General features: G+C 40.8%; 26 protein-coding genes. 16 read left to right on the top strand and 10 right to left on the bottom strand.

Annotated elements, in window-relative coordinates:
* The first annotated feature begins 248 nt into the window (after positions 1-248).
* Together AB1401_09520 and AB1401_09525 are read left to right on the top strand one after the other, a co-directional pair.
* Positions 249-869, top strand: a complete 621-nt coding sequence (locus tag AB1401_09520) for a site-2 protease family protein (GenBank protein MEW6615689.1) — start codon at positions 249-251, stop codon at positions 867-869.
* Between the two features lie 57 nt (positions 870-926).
* Positions 927-1,976, top strand: coding sequence for a hypothetical protein (locus AB1401_09525; GenBank protein MEW6615690.1), 1,050 nt, complete (start codon positions 927-929; stop codon positions 1,974-1,976).
* A 19-nt stretch (positions 1,977-1,995) separates the two neighbouring features.
* On the opposite strand, the gene pdxA is transcribed toward AB1401_09525, so the two are convergent.
* The 6 genes from pdxA to nadA form a co-directional block, all read right to left on the bottom strand.
* Positions 1,996-3,018, bottom strand: coding sequence for a 4-hydroxythreonine-4-phosphate dehydrogenase PdxA (pdxA, locus tag AB1401_09530; protein ID MEW6615691.1), 1,023 nt, complete (start codon positions 3,016-3,018; stop codon positions 1,996-1,998).
* Positions 3,019-3,062: 44 nt separating this feature from the next.
* Positions 3,063-4,046: a peptidylprolyl isomerase gene (locus AB1401_09535; GenBank protein ID MEW6615692.1), complete on the bottom strand. Its 984-nt coding sequence runs from the start codon at positions 4,044-4,046 to the stop codon at positions 3,063-3,065.
* A gap of 65 nt (positions 4,047-4,111) precedes the next feature.
* On the bottom strand, positions 4,112-7,549 hold the full coding sequence (gene mfd, locus AB1401_09540; GenBank protein ID MEW6615693.1) for a transcription-repair coupling factor: 3,438 nt from the start codon (positions 7,547-7,549) through the stop codon (positions 4,112-4,114).
* 23 nt (positions 7,550-7,572) lie between these two features.
* Positions 7,573-7,998 (bottom strand): cyclic nucleotide-binding domain-containing protein, encoded by a 426-nt coding sequence (locus AB1401_09545; GenBank protein MEW6615694.1) that lies wholly within the window; start codon positions 7,996-7,998, stop codon positions 7,573-7,575.
* A 6-nt stretch (positions 7,999-8,004) separates the two neighbouring features.
* A complete protein-coding gene (locus AB1401_09550) occupies positions 8,005-8,883 on the bottom strand; it encodes a YihY/virulence factor BrkB family protein (GenBank protein MEW6615695.1) in 879 nt (292 codons plus the stop codon).
* A gap of 4 nt (positions 8,884-8,887) precedes the next feature.
* A complete protein-coding gene (gene nadA / locus AB1401_09555) occupies positions 8,888-9,817 on the bottom strand; it encodes a quinolinate synthase NadA (GenBank protein MEW6615696.1) in 930 nt (309 codons plus the stop codon).
* Positions 9,818-10,102: 285 nt separating this feature from the next.
* Between nadA and AB1401_09560 the strand changes: the two genes are divergently transcribed.
* The 11 genes from AB1401_09560 (at position 10,103) to AB1401_09610 (ending at position 19,639) form a co-directional block, all read left to right on the top strand.
* Positions 10,103-10,855, top strand: coding sequence for a YebC/PmpR family DNA-binding transcriptional regulator (locus tag AB1401_09560; GenBank protein ID MEW6615697.1), 753 nt, complete (start codon positions 10,103-10,105; stop codon positions 10,853-10,855).
* A gap of 223 nt (positions 10,856-11,078) precedes the next feature.
* Complete coding sequence (gene ruvC, locus AB1401_09565; GenBank protein ID MEW6615698.1) at positions 11,079-11,573, top strand: crossover junction endodeoxyribonuclease RuvC; 495 nt, start codon at positions 11,079-11,081, stop codon at positions 11,571-11,573.
* Positions 11,570-12,178, top strand: coding sequence for a Holliday junction branch migration protein RuvA (gene ruvA / locus AB1401_09570; protein ID MEW6615699.1), 609 nt, complete (start codon positions 11,570-11,572; stop codon positions 12,176-12,178). Before ruvC ends, ruvA begins: the two co-directional genes overlap by 4 nt.
* A 254-nt stretch (positions 12,179-12,432) precedes the next feature.
* Positions 12,433-13,452, top strand: a complete 1,020-nt coding sequence (ruvB, locus tag AB1401_09575) for a Holliday junction branch migration DNA helicase RuvB (GenBank protein MEW6615700.1) — start codon at positions 12,433-12,435, stop codon at positions 13,450-13,452.
* A gap of 15 nt (positions 13,453-13,467) precedes the next feature.
* Positions 13,468-14,673 (top strand): tetratricopeptide repeat protein, encoded by a 1,206-nt coding sequence (locus AB1401_09580; GenBank protein MEW6615701.1) that lies wholly within the window; start codon positions 13,468-13,470, stop codon positions 14,671-14,673.
* 115 nt (positions 14,674-14,788) lie between these two features.
* Complete coding sequence (locus tag AB1401_09585) at positions 14,789-15,460, top strand: hypothetical protein (protein MEW6615702.1); 672 nt, start codon at positions 14,789-14,791, stop codon at positions 15,458-15,460.
* A 29-nt stretch (positions 15,461-15,489) separates the two neighbouring features.
* The gene (locus tag AB1401_09590) at positions 15,490-16,167 is read left to right on the top strand and encodes a hypothetical protein (protein MEW6615703.1); all 678 of its coding nucleotides are present in this window, start codon (positions 15,490-15,492) and stop codon (positions 16,165-16,167) included.
* 102 nt (positions 16,168-16,269) lie between these two features.
* Positions 16,270-16,464, top strand: coding sequence for a type II toxin-antitoxin system VapB family antitoxin (locus tag AB1401_09595; GenBank protein ID MEW6615704.1), 195 nt, complete (start codon positions 16,270-16,272; stop codon positions 16,462-16,464).
* Positions 16,461-16,856, top strand: a complete 396-nt coding sequence (locus tag AB1401_09600; protein ID MEW6615705.1) for a PIN domain nuclease — start codon at positions 16,461-16,463, stop codon at positions 16,854-16,856. Before AB1401_09595 ends, AB1401_09600 begins: the two co-directional genes overlap by 4 nt.
* A 197-nt stretch (positions 16,857-17,053) precedes the next feature.
* Positions 17,054-19,153, top strand: a complete 2,100-nt coding sequence (locus AB1401_09605) for an alpha/beta fold hydrolase (GenBank protein ID MEW6615706.1) — start codon at positions 17,054-17,056, stop codon at positions 19,151-19,153.
* Positions 19,154-19,174: 21 nt separating this feature from the next.
* On the top strand, positions 19,175-19,639 hold the full coding sequence (locus tag AB1401_09610) for a CvpA family protein (GenBank protein ID MEW6615707.1): 465 nt from the start codon (positions 19,175-19,177) through the stop codon (positions 19,637-19,639).
* Between the two features lie 112 nt (positions 19,640-19,751).
* Here the strand turns inward: AB1401_09610 and AB1401_09615 are convergent, their stop codons facing one another.
* From AB1401_09615 to AB1401_09630, 4 genes are all read right to left on the bottom strand, one after another.
* Positions 19,752-21,206, bottom strand: a complete 1,455-nt coding sequence (locus tag AB1401_09615) for a pitrilysin family protein (protein ID MEW6615708.1) — start codon at positions 21,204-21,206, stop codon at positions 19,752-19,754.
* An 11-nt stretch (positions 21,207-21,217) separates the two neighbouring features.
* Positions 21,218-22,720 carry a pitrilysin family protein gene (locus AB1401_09620; protein ID MEW6615709.1) on the bottom strand — a complete coding sequence of 501 codons (1,503 nt, stop codon included), beginning with the start codon at positions 22,718-22,720 and terminating at the stop codon, positions 21,218-21,220.
* Between the two features lie 67 nt (positions 22,721-22,787).
* Positions 22,788-23,381 carry a DUF2284 domain-containing protein gene (locus AB1401_09625; GenBank protein ID MEW6615710.1) on the bottom strand — a complete coding sequence of 198 codons (594 nt, stop codon included), beginning with the start codon at positions 23,379-23,381 and terminating at the stop codon, positions 22,788-22,790.
* Between the two features lie 32 nt (positions 23,382-23,413).
* On the bottom strand, positions 23,414-24,058 hold the full coding sequence (locus tag AB1401_09630; protein ID MEW6615711.1) for a hypothetical protein: 645 nt from the start codon (positions 24,056-24,058) through the stop codon (positions 23,414-23,416).
* Between the two features lie 622 nt (positions 24,059-24,680).
* Between AB1401_09630 and AB1401_09635 the strand changes: the two genes are divergently transcribed.
* The 3 genes from AB1401_09635 to AB1401_09645 are packed head-to-tail and all read left to right on the top strand — an operon-like array spanning position 24,681 to position 25,927.
* The gene (locus tag AB1401_09635; protein MEW6615712.1) at positions 24,681-24,905 is read left to right on the top strand and encodes a hypothetical protein; all 225 of its coding nucleotides are present in this window, start codon (positions 24,681-24,683) and stop codon (positions 24,903-24,905) included.
* Positions 24,890-25,639: a hypothetical protein gene (locus tag AB1401_09640; protein MEW6615713.1), complete on the top strand. Its 750-nt coding sequence runs from the start codon at positions 24,890-24,892 to the stop codon at positions 25,637-25,639. Before AB1401_09635 ends, AB1401_09640 begins: the two co-directional genes overlap by 16 nt.
* A gap of 3 nt (positions 25,640-25,642) precedes the next feature.
* Entirely contained in the window at positions 25,643-25,927 is a 285-nt protein-coding gene (locus tag AB1401_09645) for a TIGR04076 family protein (protein ID MEW6615714.1), read from the top strand.
* The last annotated feature ends 3 nt before the right edge of the window (positions 25,928-25,930 follow it).

The raw sequence follows: 25,930 nt of genomic DNA on the forward strand, positions 1-25,930 counted from the left end.
TTCAAATCGCATCTTCCGAACCTCCTGTAATATCTCTGTCCGTCCCATACGTCACCTCCACTGGTGACCATTGTAAACCGGACAGATTATGTGCTACAATACAGGACAGTTTATTTGTTTCTGACATAATCAACTTTTCTTATTGTCATCACGTTCTTTCTCTGTTAACATCATATCCAATCTGTTTTCAGGGTTAAATTTCACAAAACTCACTGACTATTTTTTTGATTATAACGTGGAGGTTTCGGGTGGGACCAATCCTTATGCTTTTCAAGAATCCAGGGGCTTTTTTCCTTTTGATGATTCCTCTTTTATATTCTGTAATAATCCATGAAGTTGCCCATGGCTGGGTAGCGGAAAAAATGGGGGACACAACCGCCAGATGGATGGGAAGAATAACCTTTAACCCGATTAAACACTTAGACCCCATTGGCACACTGATGCTCCTTCTCTTTGGTTTTGGGTGGGCTAGGCCAGTCCCTGTTAATTTTTCAAATTTTAGAGACTATCGGAAAGGGATGATTTTGGTATCTGCCGCCGGCATTACTGCAAATATCATTCTGGCTTTCTTGGCACTTTTAATCATAAGTATAAATATATTTTCTCCTTGGGGGACGATGGCAGCCATATTATCAGTCCTTGCCAAGATAAATATCATTTTGGCAGCCTTTAACCTGATACCTATCCCTCCTTTAGATGGCTCTAAGATATTGATGGGTTTTGTTTCTAACAGAACTCAATACCAACTGATGCAATTAGAACCATATGGGATGTTTATCATCATAGGGCTACTCTTCTTTGGCTTGTTAAATCCATTGATCACATTCTTTGAGCAGATAATAGTAAGTATTATAAATTTGATTCTGTAGTAGTAGTGGCACGGTACGCCGTGCCCATTAGGGTAAAAACAAAAAAGGAGGGCACCTATGACAGTGGAGTTTAAAAAAATTAAGAATACGGTTTCTATTCTGAATCCGATGAATGCATTTAAAGAGGACAAACAGCATACTGAGATACGTTTTGACCCATTAACAGGCGTAAAGAGGCTCTTCAATATGGGTTTAATAGAAAAAGCGAAAATGTTCTATCAGCCTGTCGATGAAACCCTATTGGAAATGATAGCAAACAGGACAAAAGAAACCTGTATCTTCTGTCCCCAAAACCTGGAAAAGGTAACACCAAAATTTCCGCCGGAACTTTTACCTGAAGGAAGATTTAGGAAAGGTGACTCATGGGTATTTCCCAATCTATTTCTGGTTTATGAAATCATGGCTATAGGTGTTATCGGTAAAGAACACTTTTTAAGGATCGATGAATTTTCTCCGGAGATATTAAAAAACTGCTTTAGTACGATTATTGATTTCCTTAGGGCAGTAAATAGAAGAAAGCCAGAACTTAAATATGCCATCTTTGGGATGAACTATCTTCCGCCTGCTGCATCATCTCAAGTCCACCCTCATAACCAGATTTACATGAGCAAAAATCCCTTTTATTATGTAGACTGGATGATGAGAGAAAGTAAGACTTACCTTGACAAAAAGTCTAAAAACTTCTGGAATGATCTCATAGAAACAGAGAAAGAACTGGGGGAAAGGTATGTGGGTAAAACAGGAAATGTGGAATGGATGGCCTCATTTGCCCCCATGGCAAGCAATGAATTTATAGGAATAGTACCTGGAAAGTCAAATTATTTTGAATATGATGATAAAGACCTGGATGGTATCGCCGAAGGGTTGAGCAAGATTCTTTGCTTCTATAAAAAGGACCTGCAAATGGAGTCTTTTAATTATATCTTATATTCGGGTCCATTAGGAGGCAAAACTGATAGCTTTCGGGCAAGCGTAAAGATAGCCACAAGACCTAACTTTAATGGTAATTATATTAATGACATCCATTTCGCACCGCTTTTTAACATGGAAAATTGGTTTGCAAATCCACCGGAGTATCTTGCCGGTCGGCTAAGGGCATATTTTTAGGTGTATGTGGCGTTCCTTGTCATATTTTTTGAGGATTCCTGCTTTTATCTGTCATAGATGAGGCGAGTCTGATAGCGTTCTTCAGACTTGTCTCGTTGGCGCTTCCTGTCCCTGCTATATCGTATGCAGTCCCGTGATCTACAGATGTCCTTATAATGGGCAGTCCAAGGGTTACGTTTACCGCATCCTGAAAACTCAGTAATTTCAAAGGGATAAGCCCCTGATCGTGGTACATGCATACAACCACGTCATAGTCTCCCCGGGAGGCATAGTAGAAAAGGGTGTCTGGGGGAAGAGGACCTACTGCATCGATCCCTGCAGCCTTAGCTATATTAATTGCCGGGATGATTATCCTTTCTTCCTCATCCCCAAATATTCCGCCTTCCCCACCATGGGGATTTAAAGATGCCACGGCTATTCTGGGCTTTGAGATGGCAAAGTACTCCTTAAGAGAATTGTTTGTCATCTTGATAATGGTGAATATTCTTTGGGTATTTAAGAGGTCTGCTACATCTCTCACTCTGCAATGGGTCGTTACCATGGCAACTCTTAGCTTTTCTCCTGTAAGCATCATAACATAATCTTTCGTATGGGTTAGTTCAGCAAAGAGTTCGGTGTGCCCTGCATAGGCATAACCTGCTCTGTTTATCACCTCTTTGTTTATGGGAGCAGTGGTTATGGCATCAATCTCTCCATCCAGTGCAAGTTTAGTCCCTGTCTTTATATAGTCCACAACGGCTTTACCAAATCTTTCATCCGGTTTTCCCCAAGCAACTGCGTTAACGTCAAGATGGGAAAGGTTTAAAACGTTTATATATCCAGCGTGGTATCTCTCCGCCCTTATGTTCGTAATAGTATTTACCTTAACCTCCATGCCAAGCATTTGGACAACCGTTGAGATTAGCCCGTGGTCCCCAAGGACAACAGGCCTGCAGATTTGGAATATCCGTGGGTCAGAGAGTGCCTTTACGATTATTTCAGGGCCTACCCCTGCGGGGTCTCCCATGGTAATCCCAATCACAGGAAGTTTCATATTCTTCATTTCCTCACCTGGTTATTTTTTTTTCGGAGTAAGTTGATTCTATCTCATAGCTTCACCTTAATAAAAGACTTCTTTCTTAACCTCTCAAACCATTCTTTAAATTCCTTCTCCACCCTTTTTGCATAAATGGTGTCTTTTATTTCATCCTTAACCTCTTCAAAGGGTCTAACCCCTCCTTCCTTTCTGTCCATAAGCTTAACTATGTGAAGACCTAAACTGCTGGTAATTATGTCACTAACCTCTCCAACTTTAAGACTAAAGACAACCTTTTCTAAAAACGGTGTTACTTCCCCCTTCTTAAACCACCCCATGTCACCACCTGAATCTGATGAAGTGTCCTGAGAATACATTTTAGCCAGCTTTCCGAAGTCCTCCTTATTACCTAACTTTACTAATAGATCTCTGGCTTTTTCATAGACATCTTTTATTTTTGCTTCATCCGCGTTTGGGGGAATTGGAAGAAGTATATGTTGAACTCTTACCTCTGTTACCATCCTAAAAGAATCCATATTATCCGTGTAATAATTTTTCAGTTCATCTTCATTCACCACTATCCTGGATTTAATTTCACGATTTACAAGCATCATCTTCTCCATCCCCTGCCTGATCTGCTCTTTATACTTTTCAAGACTCAACCCCCTGGATTCCAACTTTTTAACCAATTCTTCCTTTGAGATAGAGTTTTCTTTCTGCATATTCTCCAGGGCATTATCTACCTCCCTTTCAGACACAACTATCCTTACCCTCTTTACTTCCTGCTCTATCAGCTTGTTATCAATAAGCCGATCCAATACTTTCCTTTTAATTTCGGCCGGGTCTTTTTCTGCACCATCAAAATTTATTATGCCTTCAGTATCCTTTAATATGAAATTTACCGCCTCGTTCAATTCTGTAAGGGTAATAACCTCACCGTTAACTATGGCAACTACCTTGTCAATGGTTTCTGCGATTGTTTTAAGGCTTAAGCAAGAGATACTAAAGGAAAGGATAAGAAACAGGATTAGAATCTGTTTTTTGGGAATGTTCATTATACCTCCACCTGTGATAGTGGCTTAAGTTAATTAATCAAGACGAAACTACCACGTGATAACGATTATTTCAATACGTTTTTAATCTCATTCAGGATACTTTTCCAGTCGCCATCAGGGAAGGTTATGCTTAGCTTTAAATCAGGAGAAAACCTACATCTTTCTCCGTAACTGGCAATGAGTTGGAGGATTTTCTCAAGAGATGCTTCGGCACTTGGATGAAATGACAAAATGATTTCACTCCCATTGTAATCAGCACTGGTAATAAGAAACCTTTTAAACAGAATTTTAATCCCCACCACTTCAAACAGATTTTCAACCAGGGTGGGTATTTTACCAAATCTGTCAGTAAGCTCTCTTCTCATCTTTTCTGCTTCCTCATCTGAGCTGATAGATGCAAGTCTCTTATAAACTACCAGCCGCTGATTGGTATCTCTAATATAGTCTTCAGGTATATAAGCTGGTATCTTAATGTTAATCTCAGGCTGGATTTCATTGGTAACCTCTTCCCCTTTAAGTTCCTTAATGGTCCTTTCCAGTAATCTGATATACATATCATAGCCAACGGTAGCAATATGCCCGGACTGAGAGGTGCCCAGAATGTTACCCGCTCCCCTTATTTCCAGATCATGGGCTGCCAGCCTGAACCCAGAACCCAGCTCAGTGAGTTCAGAGAGTGCCTTCAGTCGTTTCAAGGCATCTTTGGTTACTAAATGCTTTCCTGGTACCAGTAAATAGGCATATGCCTGTTCTTTCGCCCTTCCTACCCTCCCACGAAGTTGATACATCTGGGCTAAACCCAATTTATCGGCACGATTAATCATAATCGTATTTGCAGAGGGAAAATCAAGTCCTGATTCAATTATGGTAGTACAAACCAAAAAGTTGATCTCTTTATTGATAAAGGAGAGCATTACTTTTTCCAGGTCATTCTCTTCCATCTGGCCATGGGCAACACCAACACTGGCTTCGGGGACTAATTTTCTCAGATACCTTACCATTGCAGGTATACTCTCTACCCGATTATGAACAAAGAATATCTGTCCTTCCCTCTCAATTTCTCTAAGTACAGCCCTTCTGATGATATCATCTTCGAATTTAGTAATATAGGTCTTGATTGCCAGGCGATCCTCGGGCGGCGTATTAATTACACTTAAATCCCTGACCCCCATCATAGACATATAAAGGGTCCTCGGGATGGGAGTAGCGGTCATTGTAATCACATCCACTAGTTTTCTTAGTTTCTTAAGCTTTTCTTTATGGGAAACACCAAACCGGTGTTCCTCATCTATAACCAACAACCCCAAATTCTTGAAGCTCACGTCCTTTTGAAGCAAACGGTGAGTCCCAATTACAATATCGATCTCTCCATCCTTTAGCTTATTGACAATAGTTTTTTGTTCTTGACGGGTTCTGAAACGGCTAAGCATACCTATAAAAACAGGGTATGGTTTGAGTCTCTGGACAAAGGTTTGATAATGCTGGTAAGCAAGTATTGTGGTTGGAACCAATACTGCTACCTGTTTCCCATCCATTACTGCTTTGAATGATGCCCTTAGTGCAACCTCGGTCTTGCCAAAACCCACATCACCGCATATAAGTCTTTCCATAGGCTTTTCGTCTTCCATGTCCCTCATCACACTTTCAATAGCCTCCAGTTGATCGGAAGTCTCCTCATATTGGAAAGCAGCTTCAAACTCTCTGTAGTAATGGTCCTTTTTTGAGAAGGCAAAACCCTTTTGCACATTTCTTAATGCGTATAACTTTAAGAGCTCTTCAGCCATCCCTTTAATGGATTCTTTAACTTTTTTCTTTTTGTTTTCCCAGGAACGCCCCCCCAGTTTATCCAATTTAGGGGAATGCCCTTTAACTCCCATGTACTTCTGGAGGAGATTTAATCTGGTAACTGGAAGATAGAGCTTATCCCCATCCATATACTCCAGTAGAAGGTAGTCATTTTCTATTCCATCTACATCAAGCTTTCTCAATCCAAGGTATAATCCAACTCCATGGTCTATATGGACTACATGATCATCTACTTTGAGGTCACCAAAGGTCGATATTCTATAATCATCCTCAAGCTTGGCTTTAGGATGTCGCCTTTTTCTCTCACCAAATATCTCTTCTTCTGTTACTATTATAATTCTTGTGTGAGGCCAACGGAATCCTGATAGAAGACTACCAAGCTGAATCCTCATCCCTGGTGCTGACCCAGGCAGATTGACTTCCTTTATCCGGGATTGAAAGGATGACTCAAGTTCAAGCCCAAAGGGTAAACTATAGTCTTTTAAGATTTCAAAGAGCCTCTTAGCCTGAGAATCGGTATGGCATACCAGAAAGATCTGATGGTTATCCTCCAGCCAGATTCTAATCTTTTCTGCAAAAACACCAAGTATTCCTTCATATGACCTTAACTGTATGGACTCCTTTCTTATATCTTCATTCCCTTCCGTATAAAACTCAATGAGAGTCTCATCGGGTTGGTGAATATCAAATCTCTCTAAAAATACAATCTGAAACCTTTCGAGGTTCGAATTAATCTCATCCGGAGTCAGGTATAATTCGTAAACTTCAGGATAAAATTCTTTTCGCCTGATGTACTTTTGATGGCATTCCTTTATCTCGTCCACATATATTTGTTGTTCTTTTTCTATATCCCATCTCTCACTCATCATTAAAATAGCATCCTGAGGTAAATAATCGAAGAAGGTATCCAGTTTTGGATAAAAGAAAGGAAGGGAAAAGTCAGCATAATCGGCAGTCGTGCTATTTAAGATGATCTCCCTGAAGGGAAGGATTGTAGCTTTTTCCAGAGAGTTTAAGGAACGTTGAGATATCACATCAAAGTGCCTGACGGATTCTATCTCATCTCCCAAAAACTCCAGTCTTACAGGATTTTCAAAAAGGGGAGGGAAGATATCAAGAATACCCCCGCGAACACTGTATTCTCCCTTCGCTTCAACCACACTAACGTGGGTATAACCGCCTTCAACTATCTTTTCGATCAGCCTGTCCCGATTGATCTCCTGTCCAGTATATATACGTTCTGCAGCATTCTCGAGAATGCCCTTAGCTATTACCCTTTGCATTAATGCGGAAGGAGTAGTAATAATAATGGGGTTAAAACCCATTGTAAGAGAGTAAAAAACCTCCAGTCTCTTACATACAATATTTGGTGAAGGTGAGATGGTATCGAATGGAAAGGTATCCCACGGAGGGTATAGAAGGCATTTAAGCTGTTCTGGTGAAGCATTGGAATCTTCTTCACCTAAAAAAAACCTTAAATCATTACAAAAAACATGGGCATCTGCTATAGTCGGGGTGATTATGACAAAGACTCTGTTCAGCTTTTCTTTCAGAAGGTACACAAGAAATGCCCTGGAAGAGCCTTTTAAGCCTGTAGTCCATATTTTCCTTTTTCTGTCATCTATTGCCTTTAATAATTTGGATATAGATGGCTCTTCATAAAATACCCTTTCACCAGATAAATTCACATCCCGCATCTAACATTAACCCCTAACACCCTTTATTCTGAAATCTTACCACTTTCTTTATCCTTAGATGACAGAATCTCTATTTGTCTGTTGGCTTCTTTGATTCTCTCCGCCAATGTTCTCAGTATCTTCATAGCAATATCCGAGTTTGTCTGAATCAATGCCTCAAATGTCTCAGGGTTAATAACCAGCACCTCACTGTCCTCAACCACCTCTGCTGTCGCTGAACGAGGACCATCGGTCAGTACTGCCATCTCTCCTAAAAAATCCCCACCGGATATTATAGCCAGAGTTTTGTCCGCACCTCCTGCTTTTTTTGTTATCCTCACTTTTCCAGATTGGATAATGTACATCTCTTTGCCAGATTCCGATTCCCTAAAAAGGAATGCCCCCTTAGGAAAACTTTTCCCAAATTTTCGGAATAGCTGTTTTTGCAGACTGGTTTTTTTGTCTTTCATAACCCCTCACATAAAAGCCTTCCTTAGCAGGGTAACATCCCTTCTATAATATGCTGAAACAAGTTCAGCACAGAACAGTAAAATACATGAAGAATAAAATATCCATAATACCAAAATTATTATAGCTTCAAGTGATCCATAGACTACCCCATAATTGGGATTTCTGCTCACATACCACGCGAACAAGTACTTGGCTCCTTCCCACAGGAAAGCGCATAGGCTTCCCCCAATCATGCAGTGTCTAAGACGAATCTTAGTGTTTGGAATAACCTTGTAGATTAAAGTAAAAATAGAGATTGTAAGCAAAAATGGAAAGAGATATCTGATGAGTATATTACCTGCGAAGAAGATACGCAGATCAATTCCGTAAATAATGAAAGAGCCTGCCTTATCCAATGCCTTAGCAAAGGCGGTTATCAGAACTGAAACAATGGCTATTACACATCCAAAGGGTATCATTGTGAATGTCAGGAGTTTTGAATAAAAGAAGTTCCTCTTCTTCTTTACTTTGAATATTGTGTTCAGTGCAAACTCAAGCGAGGTAAAGACCAGCGTAGCCGTCCAAATCAGAGACAGCACCCCCACCCAACCCAGCACTTCACTTTTATCCATTATTCTCTTTGTCTCATCAAAAACCATCGTGTTCATTTGCGGAATAAAGTCTCTGGTAAAAGAAACAGCAGCTCTATATATCTCTTCCGAGGATCCAAGTACATATCCTGCCAATGACAGCATGAGAAAAAGAAAGGGGATTATGGACAGTATCGAGTAGAATGCTATGGCAGCCGACAGATTCAGCCCCCCGTTTAGTCTGTAGGAACGAAAGGATTCTATGATTATATCCCAGAAGTTTCTAAAATGATAAACAACGTCACTTTTAAACATATCCCTATCCCATTAAAACCTGGTCTCGGGGGACGGCAAGCATTCTATCAAGGGCTTTTTTGGCTGGAAACCTTGTTCTTTCCGGGACCTTTACTATATTCTTCATCTCTATTATGGCATTTAAAACACTGTCCAGTGTAGTTAATTTCATGTTTGGGCATACTAAACTCTTTGAAGCAAGAATGAATTTCTTTTCAGGGTTCTCTTTTCTTAATCGGTACAGTATCCCCGCTTCAGTCCCTATTATAAACTCCTCATTATCTGTCCTTTTAGCATACTCATACATCCCTGAAGTGCTGCAAACATGATCTGCCAGTTCAAGTACCTCAGGCCTGCATTCCGGATGTGCCACAAAAAGGGCATCGGGGTGTTTTCCCTTAATCTCCAATACTTCCTGTACTTTCAGGCGATCGTGTGTAGGACAATAGCCTTCCCACCAGAGAACCTTTTTGTCGGTAAATCTCGATACATATTTTGCCAGGTTTTTATCAGGGGTCATCAACACCGTATCGCTTTTTACAGAGTTCACCACCCGGACAGCATTGGCAGATGTGCAGCAGATATTACTTTCTGCCTTTACCTCAGCCGACGAATTGACATAGGTAACAACAGTAGCTTCAGGGTTTTCTCTCTTTTTAGCCACAAGAATATCGGCAGAAATCATATCCGCCATGGGGCACCCTGCATCAAGCCTGGGAAGGATTACCGTTTTATCAGGAGACAGAATAGAAGCGCTTTCAGCCATAAAATGGACACCACAGAAGACTATAATATCACAATCCGTTTTAGCAGCCTCTATACTTAACCCCAGAGAATCACCGGTAAAATCAGCCAGTTCCTGAATTTCGTCTCTTTGGTAGTTATGTGCCAGCAGAATACCGTTTATCTCTTTTAAGAGTCGTTTTATCTCTCTTTGCAGCTCAATATTTTCCAATCTATTTTCCCCTGTCCTCTTCAGCTTTAGCTTGGCATTTTACGTTTAACGCTATCTTAAATCTAAACTTTTGTCAATTCAAAAACCCCGAAGCCTTGCTTAAGGAATCCCGTCCCAATCAGTTTCATTGCCCCTTCTTCTTTCAAGGAATAGTGCCCAAATGTTTTTTCTTTTAAAACACAAGATTCTGTGATATATACTTGGCAAAACCATAAAGATTAAAGGTGTCAAAGATTCGAGTGAAATAAATAGAAGGCGTAAAACCCTAGAGTTCAGGGGGCTTAAGTGTCTGGACATTCCAAATGGAGTACCATCAAACGCAAAAAGGGCAAAGAAGATGCAAAGAGGGGAAGAATATTTACAAAACTGATAAGGGAAATAACTGTTGCCGCCAAAACGGGAGGAGGCGATGCAGAAGGAAACCCTCGTTTGAGAACTGCCATTGCTAATGCCAAGACTCAGAATATGCCGGCTGAAAATATAGATAGAGCTATTAAACGAGGTACCGGGGAATTAGAAGGCGTGAGCTATGAAGAGCTTACATACGAGGGATACGGCCCGGGAGGGGCTGCTGTGCTGGTTGATATATTGACTGACAACAAGAAAAGAACAGTAGCAGATATAAGGCATGCATTTTCCAAGAATAACGGGAATCTGGCAGAAGCAGGGAGTGTCGCATGGGTTTTCGAAAAAAAAGGGATAATAGTATTCGATAAAAACAAAGTAGAAGAAGATAAACTGATAGATTTAGCCCTTGAAGCCGGTGCAGAGGACGTACGAGAAGGAGAAAACGAGTACGATGTTGTAACGGCGCCAGGAGACTTTGAAAAAGTAAAAGAGGCTATTGACAGGGCAAACTTGAAGTATGAGCTTGCCGAGGTCAGTATGATTCCGAAGAGTACAGTCAAGTTGGATGAGAAGGAGGCGCAACAGATACTCAGACTTATGGAAATGCTGGAAGAAAGCGACGACGTTCAAAAGGTTTATTCCAACTTTGATATCCCGGATGAGATTATGGAAAAGTTGGGTGGTACCTAGTTCATATTGAAGAATGAAAATTTCCTTTGGAGCGAACATGGGCAGGATTTTTGGGGTACCCATCTTGACGAAGCGGAAGATAAGCATTTTCAGGTGTTTGAGCCCGAAGGGTGAGTTTCTGAAAATGCCTGAAGCGAATCATAGATGGGTCAAAAAATCTGCACTGGAGAGCGGAAAAGGGAACTTTTCATCGCGAATTACTTAATAAAAGGTAGTTGGCATTATGCGAATATTGGGGGTTGACCCGGGGAGCTCGGTTACTGGTTACGGGATAATCGAAGAACTGGAAGGCACACTTCTCCATATAGAGAATGGGGGCATATCGTCTTCCTTAAATAATTCATTCCCTTACTGCTTAAAGAAGATTTATGCTGACTTAGAAAAGGTCATCTCCGATTACTCTCCTGATGTTATGGCAATTGAAAATCTCTTTTTCCACAAAAATGTAAGGACAGCGCTAAAGTTGGGGCATACCCGTGGAATAGCCATCTTAGCAGCTCTTAACGCCGGGCTGGATGTGTACGAATACAGTCCCATGGAAATAAAACAGGCAGTAGTTGGCTATGGAAGAGCCACTAAGAATCAGATACAGTCAATGGTGAAAGAACTCCTGAACCTTCCGGAGATTGTTCCTTTTGATCCCTCCGATGCTCTCGCTGTGGCGATCTGCCATATACACTCTACAAATATGAGGGAAGCCTTAAAAAGGTCGAGATGATTGCTCAGATTCATGGAATACTGGTCCATAAGTCCCTCGATCATCTGATCGTTGATGTTAATGGTGTAGGCTATAAAGTTCATATCCCCCTTTCTACCTTTTATCAACTTCCTGAAATAGATAGCACTGTTAAACTAAACACGTATACCCATGTCAGGGAAGACCTTCTCCATCTGTATGGTTTTTTTACCAGACAAGAAAGGGACATCTTTGAGCTCTTAATAAGCGTTTCCGGCATAGGACCCAGGTTGGCTATTAATATCCTTTCAGGGATTCCAGTGGGAGATCTCTGTAAGGCATTATCAGAGGGTAACGCAGGGAGGTTAAGCGCTGCGCCGGGTGTTGGAAAAAAGACGGCAGAGAGAATGGTATTAGAGCTGAGGGATAAAATCGGAATGATACCATTTTCAGATGAACCTCCAATTGCAGTAGAAGCAGACAGGGGCGAGGTTGAAAAAGATGTTATTTCGGCATTAATAAACCTGGGTTATAAAAAGGCGGTGGCAGAAAAGGCACTGGAGACTGCAAAAAACACCCTGAAGACCGACACTTCAGTCCTTGAAGAGTTGTTAAAAGAGGCATTAAGGGTATTATCAAAGTCGTAAGTAGTTCATCCTGAAAAATTCCCTTTTCCGCTCTCTGGAGCAGGTTTTTTGACCCATCTATGACTTGCTTCAGGCATTTTCAGAAAATCGCCCTTCGGGCTCAAACACCTGAAAATGCTTCTCTTCCGCTTCGTCAAGATGGGTACCCCAAAAATCCTGCTCATGTTCGCTCCAAATGAATTTTTCATTTTTCAGGATGAACTAAGTAGTTAAACCACTAACGATTTACGATATACGATATAAGGTGAGTATAGATGACAAAACGGGATGTTACACCGGAACCCTATGAAGAAGATGTGTTTTACGACACCAATCTCAGACCTAAAGTTCTGGATGAATATATAGGGCAGGAAAAGATCAAGGAAAACCTCAGGGTGTTTATTCAGGCAGCAAGGGAGAGAGGTGAAGCACTTGACCATGTATTGCTCTATGGACCGCCGGGGCTGGGTAAGACTACACTGGCATACATAATATCCGAGGAAATGGATACCAGTATCAAGGCTACATCAGGCCCGGTAATTGAACGACCCGGTGACCTGGCAGCTATCCTTACCAATCTTAAGGAGCACGATATACTGTTTGTTGATGAAGTACACCGACTGAATCATGTGGTTGAGGAGATTCTCTATCCTGCCATGGAAGACTATAAACTGGATATAATCATAGGACAGGGCCCAAGCGCCAGGTCTATAAAGCTGGACATCCCCAGGTTTACCCTCGTAGGGGCAACAACCAGAGCAGGGTTGCTCACCTCTCCGTTAAGAGACAGATTCGGAGTAATTGCCAGACTTGATTTTTACTCACCTAGCGAACTTCAGATCATTATCGACCGTTCTGCCAGAATCCTGAACATTAAAATTGAGCCCTTCGGCGCTGTAGAGATAGCAAAAAGATCCAGAGGGACTCCAAGGATAGCCAATCGGCTGCTTCGAAGGATTAGAGACTATGCCCAAGTAAGGGCAGATGGAGTAATTACTGAAGAGGTGGCAAATGAAGCCCTGAATATGCTTGAGGTAGACCATAAGGGATTCGACAAGATGGATCGAAAAATCCTTTTGACCATAATCGATAAGTTTGGCGGTGGCCCCGTAGGTATTGATACCCTGTCTGCCGCTGTTAATGAGGCAAAAGATACCATTGAGGATGTTTATGAGCCTTTTTTAATCCAGGAAGGGTACCTCTCCCGTACTCCCAGGGGCAGGGTAGTTACAAAACAGGCATTTGAACACTTTGGAAGAGATTTCAAAGAGGGGTTACAGGGAAGGTTATTTTAGGGAAAGAGGTTTCAAATGGATTCCAGTAGCAAACACAGGCTAAAAAATTTTCTATTATGTTCACTCAGTATCTTGATGGTCTTACTCTCCACTGACTTATCAATAGCTAAACAGGTAACCTTTGAAAGAGAGTACACCTATCAGGCAAGTGAGGCTGACAGTAAACTTTCATGCAGGGCTATAGCACTTGCGCAGGTAAAACGGCTCTTGCTGGAAGAACTCGGCACATACCTTGAAAGTTGCACTGAGATAAAAGACTATAAATTAACTAGAGACCAGATTACAACCCTGACCGCAGGTATAGTCCAGACGGAAATTATTGACGAGAAATGGGACGGAAAGGCTTATATTTTAAAGGCAAAGATAGTAGCTGACCCTGACAGCGTGCTAAAAGCCATTGATGAATTAAGGAAGGACAGGTATAAGGAGAAAGAGTTAAGGAAATCAAGAGAAGAGTCTGAAAAGATATTAAAAGAACTAACAATACTCAGGGAAGATTTGAGAACGACAAAAGAAGAATTAAAAAAAGTTAAGATTCAGAAAGAGTATACAGAGAAATCAACAGCACTGACTGCATGGGAGTGGCTTGATAGGGGATATGCCTATTTTATAGCTGGGAAAAATCAGGACGCCATATATGCATACACCAGAGCAATCCAACTAGGCTTAGGTGTTTATACCCTGCGAGGGCTTGTTTTTAGTCGTTTGAAGGATTACCAAAAAGCTATAATAGACTACACGGAAGCCATAGAATTAGACACTAAAGATGCAAGGGCTGGGGCTTATTACAGTCGAGGGGATGCCTATAGCGAATTAGGCAACTACAATCAGGCTATTGCAGACTACACCAGGGCCATAAAACTAGACCCTAAATTTGCATCGGCTTATGCCGGTCGTGGGTTTGCTTATGATAAATTAGGTAATTACCAGCAGGCTATAGCCGACTACACCATAGCCATAGAACTAAGTCCTAAATATGCGTGGGCTTATTTCAGTCGTGGGTTGGTTTATGAAAAATTAGGTAACTATAATCAGGCCATAGTTCAGTACAGCAAAGCTATAGAACTAGACCCTAAACTTGCAGGGGCTTATTTCTTTCGTGGGGCTAGTTATCACGAATTAGGCAACTACCAAGCGTGGATTAGTGATGTTAAAACAGCAGCTCGATTAGGCTTTAAACCAGCCCAGGATTATTTACGAGAAAAGGGGATTAGCTGGTAAAAGTATCTCGATAAATTCAGGAAGTATAAGACGGGAGCAAGGAAGAAGGTGGGGGGATAGATAGAAGAAAATTTTGGGAAGATAATCAAAAGGATATTTTGAGTGGAGTATAAGTATGAATATCTTAGATGTATTGTTTGGATGGATACTCGGTATTCTTAGCCCTCTTGTCGTTGAAAAGGTTAAAAAACGTCTTCAAAGGGAGGAATTAAAAGATGGTCTCATTATTGAGCTTGAGGAAGTACAGATCAAATTGATTAGCTTAACCTATTTAATGAACTCAGACTATGGAACTTTTGATCGACAATTTTTACAATGGATTGAGCCACTTGTAAGAAAATATAAAGGGATAGAGATAAGTCGTGTAACAAATATTTCGAAGCATATAAACTCCTTATTGCTGTTAACTGATGGGCTGCTCTCTGAGCATGTCGAGCAGTCGAGACGAGAGAGTCCCACTGGTGCCTCAGTCAAGAAGTTTTATTTGCCTTTCTTGAATTCTAAGCTAGATTCTCTATCTTTGTTTGACTGTGAGTTTCAACGTAGGATTCTTGACATCAATGCGCAACTTCTGACTCTGAATGGAGAAATAGAACGTGCTCAATTTTACCATGCTAAAACCTTTGACTCATCTTTGGGCGAAAATAATTACAATATAGTTAACAAAAACCTTGATATGACTTATCGAAATATAGGGGATATGTCTCGTAAGTTAGTGGACAGAATAGATATTGTAATATCTGAAAAACTCACTTCCCATAACACTCTTAAGCACCATAGTACTTAAAAAGGGGACTGAAGAAAAGAGTTAAAGTTATGAGTAACAAAACCTCTATCAAATATTGTCCGTTTTGTGGACACTGGATTAACAACACAGCGAAAAAATGTAATTCTTGTGGCGAATTTATGGTAAAAAGATGGTGGTTTTCCTCCCCTCCTTGGATTTCAGCTTTTGCCTCTTTTTTGGCCGCTGTTGGTGTCGTAATTGGGGCATGGAATGTTAAGGATATATTAAAGGAGGGAAGAGTAAAGGCAATAGAAAACCACTTAACATGGATTGAAGTTAGGCCTGTTGACTTTAAGTCAACAGGAAATAAAGATTCTGCCGATCCTACTAGCACGTTCTGGTATATTGAGATACAAGTCGAAAATTTGGGCAAAGAAACAGGTCTTGTTCGTTTGAAAAATTGGTCATTTGCATCACAAAAAAGAGGCAAAATTACTGAAAAAGATTATAATCCAAAAGAATTAGAATTTTCGTTATCTCCTAGCAAAAGAGTTAAAGTATTTTTTACTTTCGTAATGAATTCAGACTATCATATTCCACTCATAACAAAAGGGGAGGACGTATTAACTATTGAAGCTAGATTCAATGCTAAAGATATGTCAAATACCGAGATATGTGAATATAAGGCTCTGTGGGGATACACTAGAGGGAAATTTTCCTTGATTGAAGACGACCGCCGCTATGAAAGAGGCGATAAAGGGTATTAGCGGGACAGTTCTCAAATATATTATGTGTAAAATAAAATGGCATTCCAAATAGCTCCGTGAATGTGTATAATAGGGAGTATTTATACATATGGGAGGTGACTAATGAGAACGAATGTAGTTATAGACGATGAATTGATGGAATCCGCGCTCAAGGCTTCGGAAAAAAAGACAAAGAAAGATGTGATAGAAGAGGGCTTAAGACTTCTGGTAAAGATAAAGGGCCAGGAAAGAATAAAGGGTTTTCGGGGAAAACTTAAATGGACTGGCAACCTTGACGAGATGCGGTTAGACAGATGATCTTCGTTGATTCTTCCGTCTGGATCGACTACTTTAACGGCAAGAAAACACCTCAAACGGATTGGCTTGATTCCTCACTTGGGAATACCCCTCTCATCATGGGCGATTTGGTACTGACCGAAGTGCTCCAGGGATTTCAAAGCGATAAGGACTTCAGTATCGCAAGAGACCTCCTCTTGGGAATGCCATTTATGGCAATGGGTGGCCGTGCCTTGGCTTTACAGAGTGCTGTTAATTACAGGACTCTCAGGAGAAAGGGCGTTACCGTGCGGAAGACAATAGACGTCATGATCGGAACCTTCTGTATTCATTACGGGTTGCCTTTATTACATGACGACAGAGATTTTGATCCGATGGTTAAATTCTTAGGACTGAAAACAATCGACACATAACCGCGTTAGGCAACAAGGTATTAAAGGGACGGTTCTCAAATATGTTAAGTAATATAAATAGTTAGAAGATATGTAATTCTGAACAACCGAAGGGAGAGATATAAATAAAGACAAAACATACCTTTACAAACGCAATACTGTACGGCACAGTCCTGTCCCTCAAGCTTCTGGAAAGATTTATAAAAGCGGACATACATATAGCCGGCGATAAAAACATACCTGATAACCCCATCCTCTATGTTGTAAACCATTTTACCAGGGCTGAAACCTTTCTTCTCCCCTACATAATTAAAAAGACAACAAACAATATGCCCCATTCTCTGGCAGATTCATCCTTTTTTAAAGGAAAGTTTGGAGATTATTTAACGGCTGTAGGCGCCCTGTCATTGGATGACCCAAATCGAAACAACATCATAATAGGTGACCTTATCACCGGCAGAAATAATTGGGTTATCTTTCCTGAAGGGGCAATGATAAAGACCAAAAAGGTTATCCGTTCCAGAAATTTCATGGTCAATTACCCCGGAAGAAAGGGACCGATACATACGGGGTCTGCTTACCTGGCGCTCCTTTCGGAGTTCTATAAGAGAGAGATTATATCTGCCCATAAAAAAGGGGACAGGGAAAAGGTCTCGGATTATCTGAATAGGTTTAACATTGAAACAATAGACGAAATCTCTGATAAGGAAACCGTTATCATCCCCACCAACCTGACTTACTTTCCCATAAGGCCAGGGAAGAACATCATCCAAACCCTGGCATCAAAGTTCGTAAAAGGGATACCGGAACGTCTGGAAGAGGAATTGGAGATAGAGGGTAATCTGCTTTTTTCGGATTCGGATATACATGTGACTTTTGGGACACCGGCAAGGGTAAGGGATTTTTTGGACCGTTACTATTTCAGGAAGAATAAACCCTTCTCTTCCTTAACAGAATACCTGAGAAGGCTGCTTTACGGCGATGACCCCGCAGGTTTTAATCTGGCACGTATTTCCCGTCGGTTGACCAATCATTTTATGGATAGAATATATTCAATGGTAACTGTCAACATGGACCACCTCTTTTCATGCGGGTTACTCTCTCTGAATAAAAAAAAGACATCGGATTATCTCTTTAAATGCAAACTGTTTTTAGCCTGTGAGAAGATTAAGAAGGAGAAAAGGTTCAATCTTCACCCTTCCCTCGATAATCTGCCCATCGAGCTGGTAGCGGATGAAAGGGAAAAAGACTATGACAATTTTGAAGGGCTTGCTATAAAAGAAGAAATCATTAAAAAGAGCGATGGCACCTATTTCATTGATACCCATAGACTTGAAATGCCCCATGAATTCCACAAGATACGTATAGAAAACACCATCAGGGTTATAGTTAACGAGATAGAGAATGTAAAGGATTTGTGCAGAACCATCAAGAAGGAATTTGGCCGTTCCCATAAGAAGGTCATGTCCAAAATGGTAAACCTTCTTTCCAAAATGGATAAGGAAATGTTTAGAGAGGATTATGACAGGTATTATAATGAGGAACTGTCGAAACCTCAGGAAGTGGGGGCACCTTTTTATTTAAACCCGGGGAAATCAAAAACAGGTGTGCTCATCTGTCACGGTTACATGTCGGCACCCGAAGAAGTGAGACTTCTGGGAGATTCTCTTGCCAAATCCGGATATTCTGTCTATGGCCCGCGCCTGAGGGGGCATGGCACCTCACCTTACAACCTGGCGGATGTTACATGGAAGGATTGGTACGATTCTTTTAACAGGGGTTATACGGTTCTAAGGAATGCCTGTGAACGCGTAGTAATCGGTGGATTTTCCACAGGAGGTACCCTGGCTCTTTTGGCTGCTGCCAACAAAGAAGGTAAGATTGCAGGTCTTTTTACCGTTAATGCTCCCTTACAGCTCAAGAGTATAAAGACGAAGTTAATAGGCCCTATTCACTTCTGGAATGAACTGCTGGAGAAGTTCAATATAGAAGAGGGGAGACTGGAATATGTGGACAACCAGTCTGAGAATCCTGAAATCAATTACTCCAGAAACAGCATCAAAGGCCTGAGAGAATTGAGCCTTCTCATGGACAAAACCAGAGACTCTCTGGGCAAGGTCTCTGTTCCTGCTCTTGTAATCCAGGAGAAAAACGACCCTATTGTAGACCCGCGAAGTGCATCCATTATCCTTGATGGTATTATTTCAAAGAAAAAAGAGTCCCGTACGTTCGAGTTTAACCGACATGGCATCCTGCGTCGGAATGGATGTGAAGAGGTATTTGCCAAGATAAAGGAATTTATTGAGAGAGTTGCTTAGTTTAACCGGGGGGCTAAAATCATGAACTGGCTGGATTTCGTAATCATTTTCATAGTAGGCATCAGCATCATCTTTGGGGTAAAAAGGGGACTGATTAAGGAGAGTTTCTCCCTCCTCGCTCTGATCTTAGGCATAGTCATTGCCAGCAGGTCATATATAGGTGGGGCAAAGATATTGGGGAAACTGATTCATAACCCTAACGTCGCCAATATAGTAAGCTTTATTGCAGTATTTCTCCTGGTAGCGGTCTTTCTGACCCTCGTTGGTATATTGCTCAAGAAGTTGATAAGGTTGGTTCAACTGGGCTGGATCGACAGGCTGGGTGGGGCAGTCTTTGGTTTTATAAGGAGTTCCATTATTGTAGGTGTATTACTGGTACTTATAACCAAATATCCTGTCCTTGGTTGTGACAAATGGGTTAAAGGGGCAAAAACAGCCCCCTTTTTCCTGCACTTTATCGAATCTCTGAGAAAATTGGTTCACTAAGAATGTAACTATTCAGCTTTTATTTAAAGCTCTGTATCTTAGACAGCCCCGATTTATCGGGGTTGTCCTACGTAGTAGATGGTTATTTAATCCATTTACTATAAATATATTTCTACTCATCCTTCAACTCTATCTCATGAACTTTACCAAACTCAGACAGTGGTCTGTCAAAATCCTTACTTTTGCCTACCACGACAAGAATGGAGCTATCAGGGTAAAGATACTTTGCCACCCTTTTAATATCCTCAAATGTAACCCTGGATATGTTTTCCTGATACTTCTCTAAGAAATCCTCCGGCAGGTTGTCATAGTCTATGCTCATCTGCTGGTTTACTATACTGGCAGAAGAAGTAAAAGAAAAGATGAATTTGTTAATGATAGACTCCTTTGCCCATTGAAGCTCTTTTTCTGTAACACCGTTCTTCTTCAGGTCTTTTATAATGTTATAGATCAGGGATATTGCCTTGGAGGTAGTAACGGATTTGGTCTGGCATATAACGGCAAACACCCCATATTCCACATCACCTCTGTAAATACTCCCCACACTGTATGCAAGACCCCTATTAGACCTGATCTCTGAAGTCAACCTGGAATTGAAACCGGATTCTCCTAGGATAAAGTTCAATACCTTAAATGGAAAGTAGTCAGGATGGGTTTTTCTAACTGACAGATGCCCAAGTACAATTGTGGACTGAGGTACATCCTTAAAGGCATAATTTATAGATTTTTCAAAGGAATATGAAGGGGGAAGTTCTCTGGGTATCTTGACCCCGGTTTTTTCCCAGTTCTGAAAAGCCTTTTCGACCTTTTTCACCATCTCATCCCTCTGAAAGTCTCCGGAGATAGCAAGCATTACATTTTCCGGGTGGAAGAACCTGTTGTGAAACTCAATCAAATCTTTTCTGGTAATCGCGTTAATCGATTTGACCGTGGATACCCTGCCCCTGGGGTTATCCTTGTATAAAAGCCTTCTGAATTCCCTGAAGGCTATACTGTCAGGATTGTCGTTCCTGCGCCTTATAGCCTCAATCTCCTGTTTTTTAGCCAGGTCTAGCTTTTCCTGATCGAATCCCGGGTTCATCATAATGTCAGCAAATATCTTTATACCAATGTCTGTATCCTTCTTCATCACAGAAAGGGAGGCAGACCCGGATTCGCTTCCAATACCTATTTCTACAGCGCCTGCAATATACTCCAGTTGGTCGTTTATCTCATCCGGCGTCATAGAACGGGTGCCCCCTGTCCTCATAACTCCACCGGTTAACTCAGCCAAACCTGCCTTATCCGCAGGTTCATAAACCGAGCCGGTCCTTATAACCGCAGACAGATTCAATACGGGAAGCTCATGGTCCTCCAGAATATACAGAACCATACCGTTATTTAGGAGTACCCGTTCCCCTTTTGGAGGAGAAAACACCAGGGGTTTAAAAATCATATCCCTGGGGTGCTGTGGTGTATTAGCATCCTCTGCAAAAGATGCCAGTCTGCCTGCGGCTACGACGCACAGGCAGACTGTTACTGCTATGATTATCAAATACAGTGAAATAATCGCCCTTTTCACTATCATCTCGTCCCCTTCTATTCTTTTTCCTTTTTTACCAGCTCTGCCACTGTTCTGTTGTCCTCGGCAAGATACTTTCTGACAGCCTTCAATATATCCTGAGGGGTTATTCGTTCTATTACATCCAACTGATCCTCTATATATCTCCAATCTCCTGCAACAGTCTGGTAATAAGAGAGCTTACTTGCTAACCCGGAATTGGAGTTAAGCGCTCTTATAAAACCAACCTGTAACTGGTTTTTTATCTTCCTGAGTTCCCTTTCGTTTACTGGCTCTCTTTTCAATCTTTCTATTTCCCTATAGATGGCCTGTTCCAGCTCAGTAGTGGTATGGGGGTGTCTTGGAGCAGCAAATATAGCAAAGAGATTTGGGTACCTTGCACCTGGAAGCCCGTTTGCTGTTTCTACACTTACGGCAATCTTTTCCTCATCTATCAACCTTTTATAAAACCTGGAGGTTCGACCACTCGACAGTATGCCATCTATAATATCAAAAACGTAATCGTCAAAATCAGGCACAGTGGGTTTGTGGTAACCTATAATCAGGCTGGGATTCGCATCGAATTTTACCTTTAGCCTTCTCTCTCCCATTTGCTCTGGCTCTTTTGTGGGAATAAACGACGGAATAGGTTGAGAAGGGATATGTTCAAAGTATTTTTTGATAATCTCTAAAGTTTTTGAGGTGTCTATATCACCTACTACTGCAACTACAGTGTTATTTGGGGCATAATAGGTCTTAAAAAACCTCTCAGTGGTTCTCTTTTTTAAAAACATTAAATCTGACATCCAGCCAATTATCGGTCTTCGATACGGATGGGCTATAAATGCTGCTGCCATAAAGTTTTCATAGAGTTTCCCATCAGGGCTGGAATCGATCCTCTGTCTCCTCTCTTCCGTGACTACGTCTCTCTCGGAATAAAACTCCCTGAGTACCGGGTTCAACATCCTGTCCGATTCTATTTTAGCCCAGAGATCAACCCTGTTCGATGGAAGGCTAACCATGTACCTTGTAATATCATAGCTCGTTGAAGCATTTAAACCAACCCCCCCGTTTTTTGAATATATCGAATCTATCTCATCCTTTACCACATATCTCTTATGCCTTTTCTGTAATCTTCCCAATTCAGCTTTTAACTTGTTTATCTTAGCCTCGTCTGCTTTCTTTCCCTTAAGTATCTCATTATCAAGCCTCAAAGCTACCTGGTCGATTTCATCCAATATCTTCTTTTCCTTTAGGTAGTCCCTTGTCCCCAACATCTTTGTGCCTTTAAACAGCATGTGTTCCAACAGATGGGCTGTCCCGGAAATCCCGGAATACTCATCTGCTGAACCAACTTTAAAGCTCATGAAGAAGGATACTGTAGGAGAATACTGCCGCTTAAGTATGAGAATCTTCATACCGTTTTTCAGGGTATGTTCCTCCACCCGACCTTTAAGACTGAGTGCCCATGTTACAGAGGCGGTCAGCAAGAACACAAACAAGATAAAGAAAACAACTATATACTTTTTGATTCCCTTCATAAAAACCTTTCCCGGTATTCTATTTTCCTCTTTCCATTTCTGACAAAGCCTATCGGCAGGTATCTCCCTACCCTATCAAAACCATCCCTGCCATCATTCCCATGGGGACATCATCCGGATTGCTGTCTTTTGTGATTTTGCTTATCTGCCAGCCTAGCACCTTACTCAGTTTAAAGAAGTTCACTCCTAACCCCGACAGGGATGGCCTTGCCAGGTCAGGAAACCTGCAATAAACGCCCTCATTTAAAGCACAGCATTCATCATATCCGCTACAAAAAATTCGCTTGCAAGAACCTGCGGCAAGCCCTTTTGAGTTTGTATGTCCGTCATTTATTGCAAACTGCTCAATAGTTGCAGCAGTTTCATGAATAATTCTGGCTACATCAAGCCGGTCATCGGTAAGAAGTATCTCTGTGGGGACATCGAGCTTAAAGACCAGGGCAAGCTTATACTGTCCAATATATTCTCTGAACCTATCAGGCTTCATAACATGAGGCGGACAGTTTATTGTCTGTCCATAGCCATCACATCGTGGTTCTTCACACATTTTTGCAAGATGGTCTTCGACAGAAATCGCTTCAACAGATACAATCTTAGCGTCACTGACCCCAAGATTGATGGCATGTTGAATCAGCTTGTCTACAGGATGTCTTTTCTCCATTTAAATAAATCCGCCTTTTTTGCACACGGTGCTCATCCGTGTAATATGCCTTCAATAATATTGCTAAAGACTTTTGCAAGATTTACCCTGGTCTCAGTTTCTTTTTTGTAGATAACCATTTTGCCTTTATCAAATGACGGGCCAAAATATTGTTCACCACGCTTTGAAAATATATGATATAAGCTTAGTAAGGTAGCATGACTGTAGTTGTGATTGTATTCATAAATTCCCTTTAAAGTTTCAATTGATTCTTTAATTATATTTAGTTTTTCAGCGTTCTTCAAAACACAATTCAAAGCTGCATTTGCTGAAAATTTATTTTGTTCTATTTTTTCATAATAAGGTAAGCTTTTGTCTGAACATAAAATAGCCAAACATAATGATTCTAGTGTATAACGCAAGAGGTTGCCAGAAGGTATGATATAACCTGACAGAAATAATTTCATTGATAATGTTAGACTATCTATAGCATTGTAAAGGAATGCTGAAACATATGCTTTCCTTATATCCGTATCGATCTTAGAATCATATTCCTCCCATTTATAAAAAGCATCTGTTAAACCGTCAATAAAAGCCGATACTTCGCCTTTAAAACTATCCATAAATTGACTTCGGGTTTTAATATCATCTTCATGGATTTCTTTTTCAATAATTTCTTTTATATTTATTGTTGACATGCAATATTCCTTTTATACAGATGTAAAAAGTTGGGAAACACCCTTTTCTGTCATTCCCGTGAAAACGGGAATCCAGAAAAGTCAACGAGTTCTGGACTCCCGCTTTCGCGGGAGTGACGGCTATAGGGGCTTTTTACGAGACCGTCAACTTTAAATGACAATTCCTTTTACAGAGATTAACAAATTACATATTTTTTTAATAATACCACAAAAACCCCGTAACTTACAAGTTCAAGTTGACATGTTGCTGGCATTTTATTATTATCTACGCTAAATTAGCCGAATAACACCACTTATAAGACCTTTGAAAAATAGCCAATAGTGTCATTTCGACCCCATTCGCTTTGCTCAGAGCATGCTCTTTCGCCTGTCATTCCGAGCGAAGCGAGGAATCCTGTCTTTTAGTTTTCTGGATTCCTGTGCCTGCCCCGTACTTGATACGGGGTTCGCAAGGGGAATGACTACTGAAACCCTGTAGCAAGCTACAGGGAATTATCAAATTAAAACCATTAAGATTTCTCGTCGCTATTGCTCCTCGAAATGACAAAACTCAAAGGTCACAATACCCCTCCAAAAACAAAGGCAATGCTTTTTATGTGCATTTTATCACTGGAGAATACCTTTGACTAAAAAAATCTATATAGAACAGTACATAAACTTTGATAAGAGTATCGATATAATGGTATATAGAGATGGAAAGCTTATGGATTATTATCATGATTGTCCATACAGAAACATTTATGAAATCCTGAAGAAAATAAAGGAAGAAAATGAAGATGCAGTTTTCGAACATTTTTGCTCAGGAGAGCTATGCACAGGTGGCTGGATAAGGTGGGAAATAAATTAATTATATCATCAATAATCTTGATCTGTCTCTTTGTCAGTACAATTTATAACTTAGCAGATGAGGCATTGAGTGAAACAGAAAGGAAACTCCAAATCCCCCCTTCCGTATTATCAGGCACTGACAGAGATAAAGATAAGATTATAAAGGTCGTTGAGGATTGTACTGTATTCAAGAAAATAGGAGGTGTAAGGTTTGAAACCAACCCATCAATATATAAATATCTCATGGACAGACTCCCTTTAGCAACGAACATCATACGAGGATTGAATATTCGTAACCTCGTCATCACCAAGAACAAAGACCAGTCTTTTCATTTTAAAGATGGAGGAAGTATAATCGGGGACTTCAGATTGATACATAAGGATCCAAGAACCATTGTATTTTATTGTAATGGACAATACAACGGGAAGGTCATTAAGAAACTCATGGGGAAGGCAGTAGTAATTGTGGAATACCAAGAAGACCATAATGGAGAATTCATTGAAAATATCTTCCACATCTATCTGAAGGCAAATAACAGGTTTGTCGAGTTGATAATTAAGGTTTTTAAACCTCTGGTAAGTATTGTTATAGAAAGAAAAGTATTATCCTATATGTATGCCGTCAGAGAGGTATGTGAAAGGATAACTAAGGATCCAGAGGAGGTATATAAGAGCATAAAAGATAGCAAAGAGGTTAGCAAGAATGACTTAGACGAATATAGAAGGTTTTTTCTTTACAAAAGGAGGAATTGAGTCATGGCAGAGGAGTATGAATATCCAAAAATCACCTTGAAGATTGTATCCCAGAAGGGGACCTGTACCTATGGACATGAGGTGGGACAGGAATTTGACGTGAGCGGTACGACACCGGGTGGGATGTGTCCATCCGCTTTCTATAGTGCCTACCCTTGTATTATGGCATTAATGGTGGGAGGCAGTATGCCATGGGAGAAGGATAAAGACACAGCCCATATAGCCTGTCCTGATCCAGAGAACCCTGTTGTAATGGAATTAATTAGAGAAAAGAGTTATGCTAAATAATCC

This window comes from Thermodesulfobacteriota bacterium, assembly GCA_040757775.1.
Lineage (GTDB): Bacteria > Desulfobacterota > UBA8473 > UBA8473 > UBA8473 > UBA8473.